Here is a 16540-nt window from a genome sequence, read left to right as displayed (position 1 = left end):
TCAGCCATGCACCGTCATTACCGCTGCATCGACTCCCACACCTTCTGCAAGCGCTTGGCCGACACCGGCATCGGCGTTCTCAACTCCTGCGCAAACAGCGACACCCGCAGTTCTTCCAGCATCCAGCGGAACTCGATCATGCGCGGATCGTTGTTCTTCGACCCCATGTTCTTGAGCGTGCGCTGGAACTGCGCCGCCGCCGACTGCCACTCTGCCATCAACTGCGCATCGCGCGTCGGATTGCCGCGCAGCTTCTCCAGCCGCACGTTGATCCCTTTCAGGTAGCGCGGGAAGTGCGCCAGCTGGCTGTACTCGTTGTCGGCGATGAAGCGCTTGTGCACGAGCGCCTGCAACTGGCCCATGATGTCGGCCGATACTGCCTGCGGCAGGGTTTGCACGCGCTTGGGCATGCCGTGGAATTCAGCCAGCACCTGGCCCGCCAGGCGCGCCACCTCGTTGATCAAGAGGCCGATGCGGCCCTTGCCCTGGTCGCGGCGCGCGTTGAACTGCGCCGCATTGAGCGGCAGCGGATCCTGCAGGCAGGCGATGTCGATCGCCTTGGCCACGATCTGGTCGCGCAAGTCTTCCTGCGAACCCAGGCTCATGAACTGCATGCCCATCCCTTGCAGGCCGGGGATGTTCTTCTCGGCGAACTTGAGCTGCTCCTTGAACTGCAGCGCGAACAGGCGACGCAGGCCCACGCGGTGCGTGCGCGCCGCCACGTTCGGATCGTCGAACACTTCCAGATCGCAGTGCGTGATCTTGTCGACCAGCGCCGGGAAGCCGATCAGCGTCAGCTTGCCCTGGTTGATCTCCAGCAGCTCCGGCAAGTCGCCAAACGTCCACGCGGTCAGGCCCGTGTGCTGGCTGCTCGTTGACGCCCCTTTGGCAGAGGCCACCGCCGGCGCGGCCGGCTGGCCGCCCTTGCCCTTGGCCGCTGGCGCCGCGGCGGGTGCAGCGGCAGCCGCTGCGCCCGAACCAACTGCGCCAGGCCGCGCCAGCCGCGCAAGCGAACCGCTCGACGCCGGCGCCGACTCGGCCATCTTCTGGAAACTCTCGCGCGCCTGCCCGCCCAGTTCCGCCTGCAGCGTGGCCAGGTTGCGGCCCATGTCCAGCTGGCGACTATGCTCGTCGATCACCTTGAAGTTCATGAACATGTGCGCCGGCAGCGTCTCGATCTTGAAGTCGGCCGTCAGCACCAGCGTGCCGGTCTGCGCGCGCACGTCCGCGATCAGCACGTCGATCAGGTCGCCCCGTCCGAACGTGCCGGCCGTGTGAATGCGCTCGACAAACTTCGCCGCGTAGTCCGGCAGCGGCACGCAGTGGCGGCGCAGCTTTTGCGGCAACGACTTGAGCAGCAGGTGCACCTTTTCCTTGATCATGCCTGGCACCAGCCACGCTGCGCGCTCTTGCGGAATCTGGTTCAGCGCGAACAGCGGCACGGCCAGCGTGACGCCATCGCGCACGCTGCCCGGCTCGAAGTGGTACGACAGCCCCATCTCGATGCCGGTGACGGTCATCGTCTTCGGGAACAGCTCGGTGGTGATGCCGGCCGCTTCGTGCCGCATCAGTTCTTCGCGGTTCAGGTACAGCAGCTTCGGGTTCTCGCGCGCGACGTCCTTGTACCACTTCTCGAAACCGGCGCCATTGACGATGTCGCGCGGGATCTCGCTGTCGTAGAAGGCCGCGATCAGCTGGTCGTCCACCAGCACGTCCTGGCGGCGCGACTTGTGCTCGAGGTTCTCGATGTCCTTCACCAGCTTGTGGTTGTGGATATAGAACGGCAAACGCGTTTCATAGTCGCCCGCGACCAGTGCGTCGCGGATGAAGATCTCGCGCGCTTCGGTCGGATTGCGCTGGCCGTAGTTGATGCGGCGGGCGCCATAGATGACGATGCCGTGCAGCGTCGCGCGTTCGAGCGCCGTGACCTGCGCCTGCTTTTTCTCCCAGCGCGGCTCGCCCCAGGATTTTTTCAGCAGGTGCGCGCCGACCTTCTCGACCCACTCCGGCTGGATCTGCGCGATCGTGCGCGCATACAGGCGCGTCGTCTCGACCAGTTCGGCCGCCATGATCCAGCGCCCTGCCTTCTTGCCCAGCGTCGAGCCGGGCCAGATGTGGAACTTGATGCCGCGTGCGCCCAGGTAGATGCCGGCCTGCTCGTCCTCGGCCTTGAAGCCGATATTGCCCAGCAAACCGGTGAGCAGCGAGATGTGCAGCTGCTCGTACGTTGCCGGCGACTCGTTCAGGCGCCAGCCCTGCTCGCGCACGATCGTCAACAGCTGTGAATGCACGTCGCGCCACTCGCGCAGGCGCACCTGTGACAGGAAGTTGGCGCGGCAGTTTTCCTGCAGCTGGCGATTGGTTTTCTTGTGCTCGATCGCGTCTTCGAACCAGGCCCAGATCTTCAGGTAGCTGAGGAACTCCGAGCGCTCGTCGGCGAACTTCTTGTGCTTTTCGTCGGCCTGCTGCTGGTATTCGATGGGACGGTCGCGCGGGTCCTGCGTCGACAGGGCCGAGGCCACGATCAGCATCTCGGTCAGGCACCCGTTGTCGAGCGCCGCGAGGATCATGCGGCCCACGCGCGGGTCGAGCGGCAGCTTGGCCAGCTTGCGGCCCAGCGGCGTCAGTTCATTGGTGTCGTCGACCGCGCCGACTTCTTGCAGCAGCTGGTAGCCGTCGGCGATCGCGCGGCCCTGCGGCGCCTCGATGAACGGGAACGTCTCCACGTCCGTCAGGCGCAGCGCCTTCATGCGCAGGATGACGGCGGCCAGCGAGGAGCGCAGGATTTCGGGCTCGGTAAATTTGGGGCGCTTGAGGAAATCGTCTTCTTCGAACAGGCGGATGCAGACGCCATCGGCCACGCGGCCGCAACGGCCCGCGCGCTGATTGGCGGCCGACTGCGCAATTGGCTCGACCTGCAGCTGCTCGACCTTGTTCCTGAAGCTGTAGCGCTTCACGCGCGCCAGGCCCGTGTCGACCACATAGCGGATGCCCGGCACCGTCAGCGACGTTTCTGCCACGTTGGTCGACAACACGATGCGGCGCGCATTCGTCGTGCGGAACACGCGATCCTGCTCTTCGACCGACAGGCGCGCGAACAGTGGCAGGATCTCGACATGCGGCGGATGGTGCTTGCGCAGCGCCTCGGCGCAATCGCGGATCTCGCGCTCGCCCGGCAGGAACACGAGCACGTCGCCCTGCCCCAGGCGGCACACTTCATCGACGCCATCGACCACGGCGTCCATCAGGTCGCGTTTGTCGCGCGCGGCTTGCGCCTTCGGTGCAAGGTTCGGTGTCTCGCCAGGCTTGGGGGTGTTAACGCCGGCGACCGGATCACGATCGACGGGGCGATAACGCACCTCGACCGCATACAGGCGGCCCGATACTTCGATCACTGGCGCCGGTTTCAGATCCGCGCCATCGCCCTTGCCAAAGTGGCGCGCGAAGCGCTCGGCGTCGATCGTCGCCGACGTGATGATGATCTTCAGGTCCGGCCGGCGCGGCATCAGCTGCTTCAGGTAGCCGAGCAAAAAGTCGATGTTCAGACTGCGCTCGTGCGCCTCGTCGATGATGATCGTGTCGTAGTTGCGCAGCAGCGGATCGGTCTGCGTTTCGGCCAGCAGGATACCGTCGGTCATCAGCTTGACCGACGCGCCCTTTTGCAGCGTGTCGTTGAAGCGCACCTTGAAGCCCACGTGCTCGCCCAGCGGCGTGCCCAGTTCCTGCGCGATGCGCTTGGCGGTGGACGACGCGGCGATCCGGCGCGGCTGCGTGTGGCCGATCAGACCCTTGCTGCCGCGGCCCAGTTCCAGGCAGATCTTCGGCAGCTGGGTCGTCTTGCCCGAACCCGTTTCGCCCGAGACGATGACGACCTGGTTTTCCTGGATCGCCCTGGCGATTTCGGCGCGCCGGCCCGAGACCGGCAAGTCTTCGGGAAAGGTGATCGGTGGCAGCGGATTGCGCTCGCGCGGGACGTCCTCGCGCGGCGGGCGCTGCTGGCGTGGCTGCCCCTCGCCACGCGCGCGGCGTGGACGTGGTTGGGCAGGTGCAGGGGCCGCACTGGCGTTGGAGGTGGCGTCTACGGCGCGCGCCGGTGGTTGCGAAGGCTTGTTACTCTGTTCAGACATTGATTTTTACAAGGTTTTGGTGCGCACATCGCGCAGCGAATTATAATGCGGCAAATGGAAACTCCTACCCAATTCGTCCAGTGGCTGCGCTCGGTCGCGCCGTACATTCACGCATTCGGCGGCAAGACCTTCGTGGTCGCCTTCCCCGGCGAGCTCGTTGCTGCCGGCGCCCTACCAGTACTGGCGCAGGACTTGTCACTGCTGGTCGGCCTGGGCATCCGGATCGTGCTGGTGCACGGCTCGCGTCCGCAGGTGGCCGAACAGCTTGAACTGCGTAACGTCGAGGGCCGTTTCCACAACGGTGTGCGCGTCACCGACACCGCTGCCCTCGAATGCGCAAAAGAAGCCGCCGGCGAACTGCGTCTCGATATCGAAGCCGCCTTCAGCCAGGGCCTGCCCAACACGCCGATGTCCAATGCCCAGATCAGCATCGTCTCGGGCAACTTCGTCGTCGCCCGTCCGCTTGGCGTGATCGACGGCGTCGACTTCGAACTCACGGGCGTCACGCGCAAGATCGCCGCCGAAAAAATCCACCCGATCCTGCAGACCGAAGACAACCTGGTGCTGCTCTCGCCGCTGGGTTTCTCGCCCACCGGCGAAATCTTCAACCTGACGCTGGAAGACGTCGCCGCGTCGGCTGCCATTGCGCTGCACGCCGACAAGCTGATCTTCATTACCGAAACGCCGATGATCGTCGACGCGGCCGGTACCGAAATCCGCGAACTGTCGTCGCACATGGCCGAAGCCGTGCTGCAGGCGGGCTTTTTGTCCGACTCGGCCGCGTTCTACATGCAGCATGCGATCAAGGCCTGCAATGCCGGCGTCGATCGCGCCCACATCATCCCGTTCGAGATGGACGGCTCGGCGCTGCTCGAGGTCTTCACGCACGATGGCGTGGGCACCATGATCAGCCACGAAAACCTCGAAAGCCTGCGTCAGGCCACAATTGAGGACGTTGGCGGAATTATCAAGCTCATCGAGCCACTCGAAGCCGACGGCACGCTGGTGTATCGCGGCCGCGAGCTGATCGAACGCGAGATCGACCAGTTCTCGGTCATCGACCACGACGGCGTGATCTTCGGCTGCGCCGCGCTGTATCCGTTCCCCGAATCGAAGATGGGCGAGATGGCCTGCCTGACCGTGAGCCAGGACGCGCAGACGCAGGGTGACGGTGAACGCATCCTCAAGCACATGGAAAACCGCGCCCGCGCGGCCGGGTTGACCAAGCTGTTCGTGCTGACCACCCGCACGTCGCACTGGTTCAAGAAGCGCGGCTTCGTGCCGGCCACCGTGGACGACCTGCCTAAAGACCGGCAGCACATGTACAACTGGCAGCGCCGCTCACAGGTCTTGATCAAGACTTTATAATACGCGTCTTACATGACCGAATCACCGAACGAATAACAGGAGTACTCGATGGCCCGCACCGTCCACTGCATCAAACTGAACAAGGAAGCCGAAGGCCTGGATTACCCACCGGTCCCTGGCGAAATGGGCAAGAAGCTGTACCTGCAGGTGTCGAAAGAAGCCTGGCAGGCATGGCTCAAGCACCAGACCATGCTGATCAACGAAAACCGCCTGAACCTGGCCGACGACCGCGCGCGCAAATACCTGGCGACCCAGCTGGAGAAGCACTTCTTCGGCGAAGGCGCCGACCAGGCAATGGGCTACGTGCCGCCACCGGTGTAAGCACGTCGTACGAATTTAGCCAATTTACTAAAACCGTCATTCCCGCGCAGGCGGGAATCCAAGCTTTCCAGCGTACCAGCTTCGTTTGATCGGACTGGCACGCATAAGACCTGGATTCCCGCCTTCGCGGGAATGACGTTTTATGGCTGCGGGTTCAATCAAACCATTACATCTTTTTGCACTGACGCAGTTCGCAGCGCGCCATGAACACCTGGCCATTCTGGCACTGCATCCGGTAGACCTCGATCGGCCCCGGCTCGGTCACCAGGCCCGCACCCTGCATGCTGGTGCACGCCTGCGCCTTGGCCAGCTTCTCGACCGTGTGCGACGATTCGCCGACCTTGAACGGCGTGCGCTGGATCGCCGTCACGTCGGTCGATGCAACTGGGGCAGCAACGGCAGGCTCGGACAGATCGATCGAGCTGCCAAAGACAGAGCAACCTGCCAGCAAGGCAGCAAGCGAAGAAGCAGACAGCAGCAGCGCACGATTCATGGTCGGGTTTCCGGTTACAGCGACAGGGTCTTGACGCCGTCCGCCGTGCCAAGCAGGCAGACATCGGCGCCGGCTTTGGCGAACAGGCCAACGGCGATCACGCCGACGATCTGGTTGATTTTTTCTTCCAGCGCCACCGGATCGGTGATCTTCAGGCCTGCCACGTCGATCAGCTCTCCGCCGTTGTCGGTGATGAACGCCTGATCGGTACCAGCCTTGAGGCGCAGCTTCGGCTGGCCACCCAGCGCAGCCAGCTGGCGCATCACCGAGGCGCGCGCCATCGGGATCACTTCGACCGGCAGCGCAAACGCGCCCAGCGTCTCGACCAGCTTGGAGCCATCGGCGATGCAGACGAATTTCTTCGCCACCGATGCGACGATCTTTTCGCGCGTGAGCGCTGCGCCGCCACCCTTGATCATCGCGCCCTGCGCGTTGATTTCGTCGGCGCCGTCGATGTAGACCGCCATCGATTCGACATCGTTCAGGTCGAACACGGGGATGCCGTGGCCGCGCAGGCGGCTTGCCGTGGCTTCGGACGACGCGACGGTGCCCTTGATGCGGTCCTTGATCTTCGCCAGTTCGTCGATGAAGAAGTTGGCGGTCGAGCCAGTGCCCACACCGATGATTTCACCCTCGACCACGTAATCGATGGCGGCGCGTGCTACGGCTTGTTTCAGTTCGTCTTGAGTCATGATGCTTCGGTAAAAAGGGAATACGCCATTCTAGCGGATCGGCGGCGCCCTTTTTCCAAAATTGGCGGGCCTGCGCTGCCGAATTCAGGCTCGCCAATGCGCCATGCATTGCCATTCGCGCACGGGTGCATCAAACTCGGCCTTTACTTGGTATTTATCTGGCATACATACAATGAACATCTTCACCAGGAAGCGCGTTGTCATCGCCGTTGCCGTCCTCGCCGCTGCTGCAGTCGCCGTTGCCGTATTCAAACCGAAGAACGACGCCGTACCGCCATCGAAATACCGCAGCACCGTCGTCGACCGCGGCGCCATCAACCAGACCGTGACCGCCACCGGCACCATCAATCCGGTCGCGCTGATCAACGTCGGCTCGCAAGTGTCGGGCACCGTGGCCGAACTGAATGCCGACTTCAACGACCGCGTGAAAAAAGGCCAGGTGCTGCTCAAGCTCGAGCCGACCATCTTCAATGCCCAGGTACGCCAGGCCGAAGCGAGCATCGCGTCGGCGCGCGCCAGCCTGCGCCTGGCCCAGTCCACGTTCGAGCGCAACGAGCAGCTGGTGGCGCAGAACTTCCTGTCCAGCCTCGCGCTCGACCAGTCCAGGCGAGAGATGCAGGTCGCGCAGGCCAACCTGACGCTGGCGCAGGCGCAGCACGACCGCGCCAGGGCAGACCTGAACAACAGCGTGATCCGCTCGCCGATCGACGGCGTGGTCATCAAGCGGACGATCGACCTGGGCCAGACCCTGGCGGCGTCGTTCAACACGCCGAACCTGTTCCAGATCGCGCAAGACCTGACCAAGATGCAGATCGATACCAGCGTGTCCGAAGCCGACGTCGGCCAGCTCAAGGATGGCTTGCCGGCGCGCTTCGTCGTCGATGCCTATCCCGACCGCGAGTTCGCCGCCACCATGCGCCAGTTCCGCCTCGCGCCGAACGTCGTGCAGAACGTGGTCACGTACAACGTGGTGCTCGACGTGGATAACGTCGACGAACTGCTCAAGCCCGGCATGACGGCGCAGGTGCGTCTGGTGGTCGCAAACCGCCCGGACGTGCTGCGCATCCCGACCACGGCGCTGCGTTTCCGGCTGTCGGAAGAAGAGCAGGAGGCCGAGCGCAAGCGCAACAAGGACGCCAAGCCCGGCACCGTTGCCCCCACGCCCGCGCCGGTCAAGGACGACGACGTCGCATTCCGCAGCGCGAGCGACACCACGCGCATGTTCAAGATTTACAAGCTCGACGCGATGAACCAGCCGCACCCGGTCGACATCCGCGCCGGCCTGTCCAACTTCCGTTATACCGAAGTGGTCTCGGGCGACCTGAAGCCGGGCGACCGCGTCGTCACCCGCTCGCTGGCCACGCCGGAGAATCCATGACAGGACCGCTGATCGACATCCGCAGCGTCGTCAAGACCTACCTGAGCTGCGCGGTGGAAACCCCGGTGCTGCACGGCGTCGACCTGCGCGTGGAGCACGGCGACTTCGTCTCGATCATGGGCCAGTCGGGTTCCGGCAAATCGACACTGATGAACATCCTCGGTTGCCTCGATCAGGCGACCGGCGGCACCTACCTGCTCAATGGCATTGACACGCGCACCCTCGGGCGCGCTGAACTGGCCGACATCCGCAACCGCACGATCGGCTTCGTGTTCCAGAGCTTCAATCTCATCAAGCGCATGAGCGTGGCGGAAAACGTCGCCCTGCCCCTGATCTATGGCGGCATGGGCCGCGCCAAGGCGCAGGCGCGCGCGGTGCAGGAGCTCGAGCGCGTGGGCCTGGGCGAGTTTGCCAAACGCACGCCAAGCCAGCTGTCGGGCGGCCAGCAGCAGCGCGTGGCGATCGCGCGCGCGCTCGTGACCGATCCGCCACTGCTGCTGGCCGATGAACCCACCGGCAACCTCGACACCCACACGAGCGACGACATCATGACCAGCTTCGGCACCCTGAACCGCGAGCGCGGCATCACGATCGTGCTGGTGACGCACGAACCCGACGTCGCCGCCTACAGCCGGCGCCTGGTGCGCCTGAAGGATGGCCGCGTGCTGTACGACGGCCCGGCGGCCGAAGGCCTGCAACTGGCAAGCAGCCAGGCAGGAGCCGCGCGATGAACCTGGTCCAGGTCCTGATCGAGTCGTTCCGTTCGATGGCGGCCAACCGGCTGCGCACCGCCCTGACGATGCTGGGCATCGTGATCGGCATCGCGTCGGTCGTGCTGCTGCTCGCACTGGGCGACAGCATGCAGCGCTTCATCAGCAAGCAGTTGCAGATGCTGGGCACGAACATGGTCTACGTGATGCCGGGGGGCGATCGCACGGCGGCCCAGCGCGCCCGCGAAGGCAAGGTGGCGGTGCTCACGCTCGACGATGCCGAGGCACTCAATGCGCTACCCAGCCTGACCGGCGCCGCGCCGGCGCTGCAGGGCAGCTTCAAGGTCGCCGCCGGCAACGAGAACGCCAGCAGCATGGTCATGGGCGTGACGCCGGCGATGTTCACGATCCGCAACTGGAAAGTCGACCAGGGCACGCTGTTTGGCGAGAGCGACGTGCGCGCCAGCGCGCGCCTGGTGGTGATCGGCCAGAAGGTCGCGGACCAGTTCTTTTACCGCGCCGATCCGCTCGGCCAGTTCCTGCGCATCGAGAACGTCGCGTTCCAGGTGGTGGGCGTGCTGGCCGGCGAAGGCCGCCAGACCGACGGCACCGACCTGGCCGAACAGATCCTCGTGCCGATCACGGCGGCCAGCGCCAACCTGGTCAAGTCGCCGTTTCCGCAGAACGTCCATTACATCAATGCGCAGGGGCGGCCCGGGGTGGCGATGACGGACGCGATCGAGGACATCAAGGAAGTCATACGCAGCAGGCACCGGATCCGCGTCGACGATCCCGACGATTTCCGGGTGCAGAACCTGAATACGATCGCCGAGACGGCCAACAAGATCACGGCCGGCGTGGCGCTGCTGCTTGGCCTGATCGGCGCGATCTCGCTGCTGGTCGGCGGCATCGGCATCATGAACATCATGCTGGTGTCGGTGACCGAGCGCACGCGCGAGATTGGCATCCGCATGGCCATCGGCGCGCGGCCCAACGACGTGCTGATGCAGTTCCTGGCCGAAGCGGTGGTGATCTGCCTGGCCGGTGGTTTGGTCGGCATTGCCATCGCGGCCGGCGGCGCGGCGCTGATCACGAAGTTTGCCGATTTCGAGGTCTATCTCACCATCACCGCGGTCGTAGTGGCGTGCGGGTTTTCCACGGCAGTGGGCGTGTTCTTCGGCTTTTATCCGGCCCGGCGCGCTTCACGGCTGTTGCCGGTGGATTGCCTGCGCTACGAATGACATCCTCCCGGAACAGCGGGAGTTTGGGATCAGGAAAAGAAGCGAGGGTCGTACGTCCAGCGCTTGTGGGTCGTTGCGACGATTGTCCCGGCATCGCCGTGGCGCGGATTGATCAGCACATTGAATTCGTCCGGCACGATGACGGAAGGGACAAGCAGGAGCGCCGAGTCGCCCGATGCAATCCAGGCATCGCCCGTGATCCGGGCGGCTAGGCCTGCCGGAATCGCATCCCAACCGCCAGGCAGCGGATCGAGCACCCGACGCGCATCCCACACCTGGTCCGGAATGTCGATCCGTACCAGGTAGCGATTGAACGGCAGGCCGCCGCTACGCAGGTAATGCACGGTTTCGAGCGTGGCCAGCGCGATGTTCATGGCGCAGTACACGACGGGTGTGCCTTTGCTGTTCCAGCGCCCGCCCGTCATCTTGGCGCCGGTGCCATGCAGATCATTGGCAGCGTAGGTCGGTGCTTCGACTGCGATACGCCACACCGGCACGGTCATGCGTACGCCCCGCTCTGGCTCATGGACAGCAGTTCAGCGACGAGTTTCTGCCCCTCGAACGTATCCATGTAGCTGGCCGGTGTCGCACCGGCCAGCGCCGGCAGTGGCCTGGTCAGCCAGTCCGAGACCCAGCGCGCCGCATCGAACCCGGCCGGATCCCCGGACTGCTCGACCATGGTCTGTACCATGCCGATCAGCGTTTCGACACCCAGTACCCGTTCGGACTCGTCTTTGGACAGCAGCGTGGCGTCCTTTTCCTTGCGGCTGATCGTGGCACGGGACAGGCCGAGGCTGGACAACAGATGCTCCTTGCTCATGCCCATGCGCGACGACAGATTGCTGATCGTCGCGGCAGAGATGCCCTGGCGGATGACTGCGATGCGTGCCTGAGGATCAAGGCGATAGACCTGTATTCCATCGCTGACAATGGTGGTACCAGGCGCCGGAGCGCGTTTTGCCGTTGCCTTGGAATTTGACATGACCGTCTCCTTTAAGACAGAAGTATAGATCAAATGAGGCAAAGCGCAAGTACGTGCACCCCGCCCTGCACCGTAGACAGGGCGCGGTAAAACCAGACTCAGGTTCCTGACTGCGTGTGCGACGACATGATCGCCTGCATCTGCTCTTCATCCTCGCTCGACATCACGGTCAGCACCTCGGCCTCGTCGCACCCTTCCGGCGCCAGGTACGCGTGCCCCATGCTCGAGTCGAAGTAGATCGACTGCCCTTCCCTGAGCACCACCGGATCATAAAATTCGCTGTGCAGCACGACTGCGCCCTTGAGCACGTACGTGAATTCTTCGCCCGAGTGATGCACGAGTTGCCCGAACTGCTTGACCGACTTGGCGCGGATGCGCGCGATGACGGGAATCATGCGTTTGCGGCGCAGCTCCGCGCACAGGTAGTGATAGTCGTAGTTGGGCGTTTCCACCCGCACCGCGCTGGCCAGGTCGCCGATGCTGCGCCGCGCCGTTACCGGTGTGTCCGCGCCTTTGTCGTCTTCGGCAAACAGCTCCGACATGCGCATGCCGAGCTTTTGGCTCAACTGATACAGCTTGTCGTAGCTGAGCGTCAGCTGGCCGTGTTCCACCTTTGACAGCGTGGACACCGGGATGCCGCTGTTGACGCTCATTTCTTTCAGCGTCCACCCCTTGCGGCTGCGCAGGCTGCGGATCAACACGCCAAGGGTCGGGGATTCAGAGGTCATGGACGGCATTCATAAAGTGTTGACATGGTTTCTAATTGAGTAGATATTTCTCCAATCAGAGAAATATAACTCGGATCAAGCTTTATTTTATAGGCTGACCCGATCGACCGCAAACAACCGCACGAACACGGGAGCCTTGATGAAATTTCTGAAGATGGTCTTGATGAGCATTGTCTGCTGGAGTGCCGGCGCCGCCGCGCAGCAGGCGCCCCAGGCCCCGGCCGTGCCGCCCTCGCCTGCCGCCACGAAGCCGGCTGCTACCGCGCCAAAAGGACCGCCGCCAACGCTCGTTGCGGCGCCGCGCGCCGGCAACGGCCACGCGCTCGACAAGACGGACGTCGACGCCTGGCTCGATGGCTACATGCCGTTCGCGCTGAACAAGAGCGACATCCCCGGCGCGGTTGTCGTCGTCGTCAAGGATGGCCAGATCCTGACCGCGCGCGGCTTCGGTTACGCCGACGTCGACAAGCGCACGCCGGTCGATCCGGAGCGCACGCTGTTTCGTCCCGGCTCGGTCTCCAAGCTCGTGACCTGGACCGCCGTCATGCAACTGGTCGAACAGGGCAAGCTCGATCTGGATGCCGACATCAACGGGTACCTCGATTTCAGGATCGCCCCGCGTGCCGGCAAACCCGTCACGATGCGCCAGATCATGACCCACACGGCCGGCTTCGAAGAGTCGGTGAAGTACCTGATCGTCTACGACAAGGCGGATATCCGCCCGCTCGGCGAACTGCTCAAGGAGCGCGTCCCGGCGCGCATCTTTGATGCCGGCACCACGCCCGCCTACTCCAACTACGCCACCTCGCTGGCCGGCTACATCGTCGGGCGCATCGCCGGCATGTCGTTCGACGATTATGTGGAGCAGCGCATCTTTGCACCACTGAACATGCGCACCGCGAGCTTCCGCCAGCCGCTGCCGCCCGCACTGGCGCCGCTGGTGGCCACCGGCTACAGCAAGCCAGGCGAGCCGTCGCTGGGCTTCGAAGTCGTCAACTCGGCGCCCGCCGGCGGCCTGTCGGCCAGCGGCACCGACATGGCCAACTTCATGATCGCGCACCTGCAGAAAGGCCAGTTCAACGGCGCGCGCATCCTGTCCGAGGCCACTGCCAACGCAATGCACAGCAGTTCGCTGGACAAGGTCAACCCCGCATCCCTGCTGCCACCGCTGAACCGCATGGAACTGGGCTTTTTCGAAACCAACGTCAATGGCCGCGACGTGATCGCCCACCTGGGCGACACCGAAGCGTTCCACACATCGCTGCACCTGTACATGGACGACGGCGTCGGCCTGTACCTGTCGGTCAACAGCGGCGGGCGCGAAGGCGCCTCCAACCCGCTGCGCAGCGCTGTATTCCAGGATTTCTCGGACCGCTACCTCCCCTCCACCCTGGCGCCCGATGGCCGCGTCGACGCGAAACTCGCCGCGCAGCACGCGCAGATGATGACCGGCTCGTGGGAAAGCAGCCGCCGCGCCGAAACCAGCTTCTTCGCCATCTTCGATCTGCTCGGCCAGGTCAAGGTGGCCGTCGACGACAAGGGTGCGCTCGTCATACCGGCCATGGTGGGGACCAATGGCCGGCCCCGCGAATGGGTCGAGATCGCGCCTTTCGTCTGGCGCGACCGCAACGGCGAAGACCGTCTCGCGGCGCAGGTGGTCAACGATCGCGTGGTCCGCTGGAGCATGGACTTCATGTCGCCGTTCATGGTCATGGAACCCGTCCCGGCCGGAAAGAACGGCGCCTGGCTGCTGCCCGCGCTGTACGTGGCGCTGGCCGTGTTCGTGTTTGCGGTGCTGGCCATGCCGGCCGGCTGGATCGTGCGCCGCCGCTTCAAGCTGCAGCATGCATTGACCGGCCCGGCGCGCAAGGCGGCGCTCGCCACGCGCATCGCGGCTGCGGCCTGCCTGGCAGTACTGGCGGGCTGGGTCGGCATCGTGTCGGTGTTCGATATCAGCCTCAAATACGCCACCGCCTCGCTCGACCCGTGGCTGTGGCTCCTGCAGATCGGCGGCCTGCTGGCCTTCGTGGCGGCGCTGCTGGCCGGCGCGCGCAATCTGCAACTGGCGTTTGCACCTGGCCAGGGTCGCCTGCGCCGCGTGTGGAGCGTGCTGTTCCTGGCCTCCGCACTGCTGATCGCCTATGTCTGCCTGCGCTTCGGCCTGCTGTCCATGACGGTGTCTTACTGATGGCCCGCCTTACCGTGGCGATCGCCGTCGAGAAGCTGCCGTTGACCACGCCGTTTCGCATCTCCGGCTATCTGTTCGATGCCTTCAACGTCATCGTCGTGACGCTCCGCGATGGCCGCCACAGCGGACGCGGCGAAGGCGGTGGCGTGTATTACCTGGGCGACGACGTGCCGCACATGCTGGCGCAGCTCGAGGGCGCCAGCGCCGCGATTGCCGCCGGGCCGACGCGCGACGCACTGCGCGCGATCCTGCCGCCCGGCGGCGCGCGCAATGCCGTCGATTGCGCGCTGTGGGAGCTGGAGGCGGCGCGCGCCGGCGTGCCGGTCTGGCAGCTGGCCGGCAAGACGGCGCCACGACCACTGCGCACCACCTTCACTCTGGGCGCCGACACGCCATCGGCGATGGCCGCCACCGCGCAGCGCCACGCGCAGGCACGCTCGATCAAGATCAAGCTGACGGGCGACCTGGCACTCGACCTGGCGCGCGTGGCGGCGATCCGCGCCGCGCGGCCCGAGGTCTGGCTGGGCGTCGACGGCAATCAGGGATTCACGCCGGGCCAGCTCGATGCGCTCATTGCCGGCCTCGTGGAACAGGACGTGGCGCTGCTCGAACAGCCGCTGGCGCGCGGCCAGGAAGCCGATCTGGAAGGCCTGCGCTCGCCGATTCCGCTGGCAGGCGATGAAAGTATCCAGTCGCTGGACGACATTGCCGCCAGCGTCGGGCGCTACGACATCGTCAACATCAAGCTCGACAAATGCGGCGGCCTGACCGAGGGCCTGTTGATGGCGCGGGAAGCGCGGCGCCTGGGCCTGCAGGTCATGGTCGGCAATATGGGCGGCTCGAGCCTGGCGATGGCACCCAGCTTCGTGCTGGGCCAGGAATGCGACATCGTCGACCTGGACGGCCCGATCTTCCTGGCCGCCGACCGCCGCCCGGGCGTCGAGTACTTCGCCGGCAATGTCTGGGCCGGTCCCGACGTCTGGGGCGGCGGCGCGGCGAAGGCCACGGCATGACCGCCACGATGCCGGCCCAGGCCACGTGGTTCGGCCATCCGCGCGGCCTGACCGTGCTGTTCCTGACGAATATGTGGGAACAGTTCTCGTACTACGGCATGCGCGCGCTGCTGGTCTACTTCATGACCAGGGAGCTGCTGTTCAGCCAGGCCCATGCATCGTTCATCTACGGCGCCTACACGGCCGCCGCCTACTTCACGCCGATCCTCGGCGGCATGCTGGCCGACCGCGTCCTGGGCAAGCGGCGCGCCATCATCATCGGCGCCTCGGTCATGGCGGCCGGGCACTTCATGATGACCTTCGACGCCCTGTTCTACATTGCGCTGGCCACCATCGCACTGGGCAACGGCCTGTTCCTGCCCACGCTGCCAAGCCAGGTCGGCGACCTGTATGCGCGTGGTGACGCGCGCCGTGGCTGGGCCTTCAATGTGTATTACGTCGGGATCAATATCGGCGGCTTCCTGGCGCCGCTACTCTGCGGCACGGTGGGCGAGCTGTATGGCTGGCACTACGGCTTCGGCCTGGCCGGCATCGGCATGCTGCTGGGCCTTGTCATCTATATCAGCGGCGCGCGCCACCTGCCGCCCGAGACGGCGCCCGCCAGGTCCACCGTGACAACCGACGCACCGCGTGGCCTGGGCCGCGAAACGATCCTGGTGCTGATCGGGATCGGCCTGGCCGTCACGGTGTTTCGCGCCGCCTACGAACAGGTCGGCAACACGGTCGCGCTGTGGGCCGGCAGCGGCGTCGATCGTGCGGCCGGGGGGTTTCTGATTCCGATGACCTGGTTCCAGTCGCTCAATCCGCTGTTCGTGATGCTGCTCACGCCGCCCCTGCTGGCCTACTGGCACCGCCGGGCGGCGGCCGGCATCGATCAGGCACCGCTGCGCCGCATGGCGGCCGGCGCGCTGATCGTGGCGCTGGCGTATCTGCTGCTGGCAGCGGTGGGCTGGACCGCCAATGGCCAGGTTACGGGCTGGATCTGGCTCGTGTTGTTCTTCCTGGTGCTGACGATCGGCGAGCTGTTCATCCTGCCGACCGGCCTGGGCCTGTTTGCCCGCCTGGCGCCGCGCCATCTGGGCAGCACGACGGTGGCGGCGTGGTTCCTCGTCACCTTCGCCGGCAGCCTGGCGGCCGGCCTCGTGGGCAGCCTGTGGAGCCGCTTCGCCCCTGGCGCGTTCTTCGCCCTTCTGGCGCTGCTGTCGGCGATCGCCGCCGGCCTGCTGTGGTGCCTGCACCCGCCGATGCAGGCGGCGGAGCGGCGCCATGCAATCACGTCCGAACCATCCGCACGCTAAT

At 65.0% G+C, this 16540-nt stretch carries 14 protein-coding genes; 8 read left to right on the top strand and 6 right to left on the bottom strand.

Going from position 1 to position 16540, the window contains the following annotated elements:
* Positions 1–17: 17 nt before the first annotated feature.
* Positions 18–4127 (bottom strand): ATP-dependent RNA helicase HrpA, encoded by a 4110-nt coding sequence (gene hrpA, locus AC56LN_RS04045; RefSeq protein WP_499570069.1) that lies wholly within the window; start codon positions 4125–4127, stop codon positions 18–20.
* Between the two features lie 54 nt (positions 4128–4181).
* On the opposite strand from hrpA, the gene argA reads away from it, so the two are divergent.
* Both argA and AC56LN_RS04035 read left to right on the top strand, forming a co-directional pair.
* Positions 4182–5495, top strand: coding sequence for an amino-acid N-acetyltransferase (argA, locus tag AC56LN_RS04040; protein WP_499570068.1), 1314 nt, complete (start codon positions 4182–4184; stop codon positions 5493–5495).
* A 48-nt stretch (positions 5496–5543) separates the two neighbouring features.
* Entirely contained in the window at positions 5544–5816 is a 273-nt protein-coding gene (locus AC56LN_RS04035) for an oxidative damage protection protein (RefSeq protein ID WP_183555634.1), read from the top strand.
* Between the two features lie 166 nt (positions 5817–5982).
* Here the strand turns inward: AC56LN_RS04035 and AC56LN_RS04030 are convergent, their stop codons facing one another.
* Positions 5983–6309 carry a hypothetical protein gene (locus tag AC56LN_RS04030; protein WP_499570067.1) on the bottom strand — a complete coding sequence of 109 codons (327 nt, stop codon included), beginning with the start codon at positions 6307–6309 and terminating at the stop codon, positions 5983–5985.
* A gap of 14 nt (positions 6310–6323) precedes the next feature.
* Positions 6324–7001 (bottom strand): ribose-5-phosphate isomerase RpiA, encoded by a 678-nt coding sequence (rpiA, locus tag AC56LN_RS04025; RefSeq protein WP_332531414.1) that lies wholly within the window; start codon positions 6999–7001, stop codon positions 6324–6326.
* A 172-nt stretch (positions 7002–7173) separates the two neighbouring features.
* Here rpiA and AC56LN_RS04020 point away from each other — a divergent pair, with 172 nt between their 5' ends.
* From AC56LN_RS04020 to AC56LN_RS04010, 3 genes are read left to right on the top strand one after another with little or no spacing between them, the layout of a single operon-like run.
* The gene (locus AC56LN_RS04020) at positions 7174–8379 is read left to right on the top strand and encodes an efflux RND transporter periplasmic adaptor subunit (protein WP_499570066.1); all 1206 of its coding nucleotides are present in this window, start codon (positions 7174–7176) and stop codon (positions 8377–8379) included.
* A complete protein-coding gene (locus AC56LN_RS04015; protein WP_499570065.1) occupies positions 8376–9110 on the top strand; it encodes an ABC transporter ATP-binding protein in 735 nt (244 codons plus the stop codon). The genes AC56LN_RS04020 and AC56LN_RS04015 overlap by 4 nt, the downstream gene beginning before the upstream one ends.
* Positions 9107–10330: an ABC transporter permease gene (locus tag AC56LN_RS04010; RefSeq protein ID WP_499570064.1), complete on the top strand. Its 1224-nt coding sequence runs from the start codon at positions 9107–9109 to the stop codon at positions 10328–10330. Before AC56LN_RS04015 ends, AC56LN_RS04010 begins: the two co-directional genes overlap by 4 nt.
* 29 nt (positions 10331–10359) lie before the next feature.
* On the opposite strand, the gene AC56LN_RS04005 is transcribed toward AC56LN_RS04010, so the two are convergent.
* From AC56LN_RS04005 to AC56LN_RS03995, 3 genes are all read right to left on the bottom strand, one after another.
* Positions 10360–10833 (bottom strand): RES family NAD+ phosphorylase, encoded by a 474-nt coding sequence (locus AC56LN_RS04005; RefSeq protein WP_499570063.1) that lies wholly within the window; start codon positions 10831–10833, stop codon positions 10360–10362.
* On the bottom strand, positions 10830–11312 hold the full coding sequence (locus AC56LN_RS04000; protein WP_499570062.1) for an Xre family toxin-antitoxin system antitoxin: 483 nt from the start codon (positions 11310–11312) through the stop codon (positions 10830–10832). The genes AC56LN_RS04005 and AC56LN_RS04000 overlap by 4 nt, the downstream gene beginning before the upstream one ends.
* 98 nt (positions 11313–11410) lie before the next feature.
* Positions 11411–12040 (bottom strand): helix-turn-helix domain-containing protein, encoded by a 630-nt coding sequence (locus tag AC56LN_RS03995; RefSeq protein ID WP_499570060.1) that lies wholly within the window; start codon positions 12038–12040, stop codon positions 11411–11413.
* A gap of 139 nt (positions 12041–12179) precedes the next feature.
* Here AC56LN_RS03995 and AC56LN_RS03990 point away from each other — a divergent pair, with 139 nt between their 5' ends.
* From AC56LN_RS03990 to AC56LN_RS03980, 3 genes are read left to right on the top strand one after another with little or no spacing between them, the layout of a single operon-like run.
* Positions 12180–14228: a serine hydrolase domain-containing protein gene (locus AC56LN_RS03990; protein ID WP_499570059.1), complete on the top strand. Its 2049-nt coding sequence runs from the start codon at positions 12180–12182 to the stop codon at positions 14226–14228.
* Positions 14228–15241, top strand: coding sequence for a dipeptide epimerase (locus AC56LN_RS03985; RefSeq protein WP_499570057.1), 1014 nt, complete (start codon positions 14228–14230; stop codon positions 15239–15241). Before AC56LN_RS03990 ends, AC56LN_RS03985 begins: the two co-directional genes overlap by 1 nt.
* Complete coding sequence (locus tag AC56LN_RS03980) at positions 15238–16539, top strand: peptide MFS transporter (RefSeq protein ID WP_499570056.1); 1302 nt, start codon at positions 15238–15240, stop codon at positions 16537–16539. The genes AC56LN_RS03985 and AC56LN_RS03980 overlap by 4 nt, the downstream gene beginning before the upstream one ends.
* Position 16540 lies beyond the last annotated feature (1 nt).

This window comes from Telluria sp. ZT3P26, from assembly GCF_059686035.1.
This window is presented reverse-complemented; position numbering and strand designations above follow the sequence as displayed.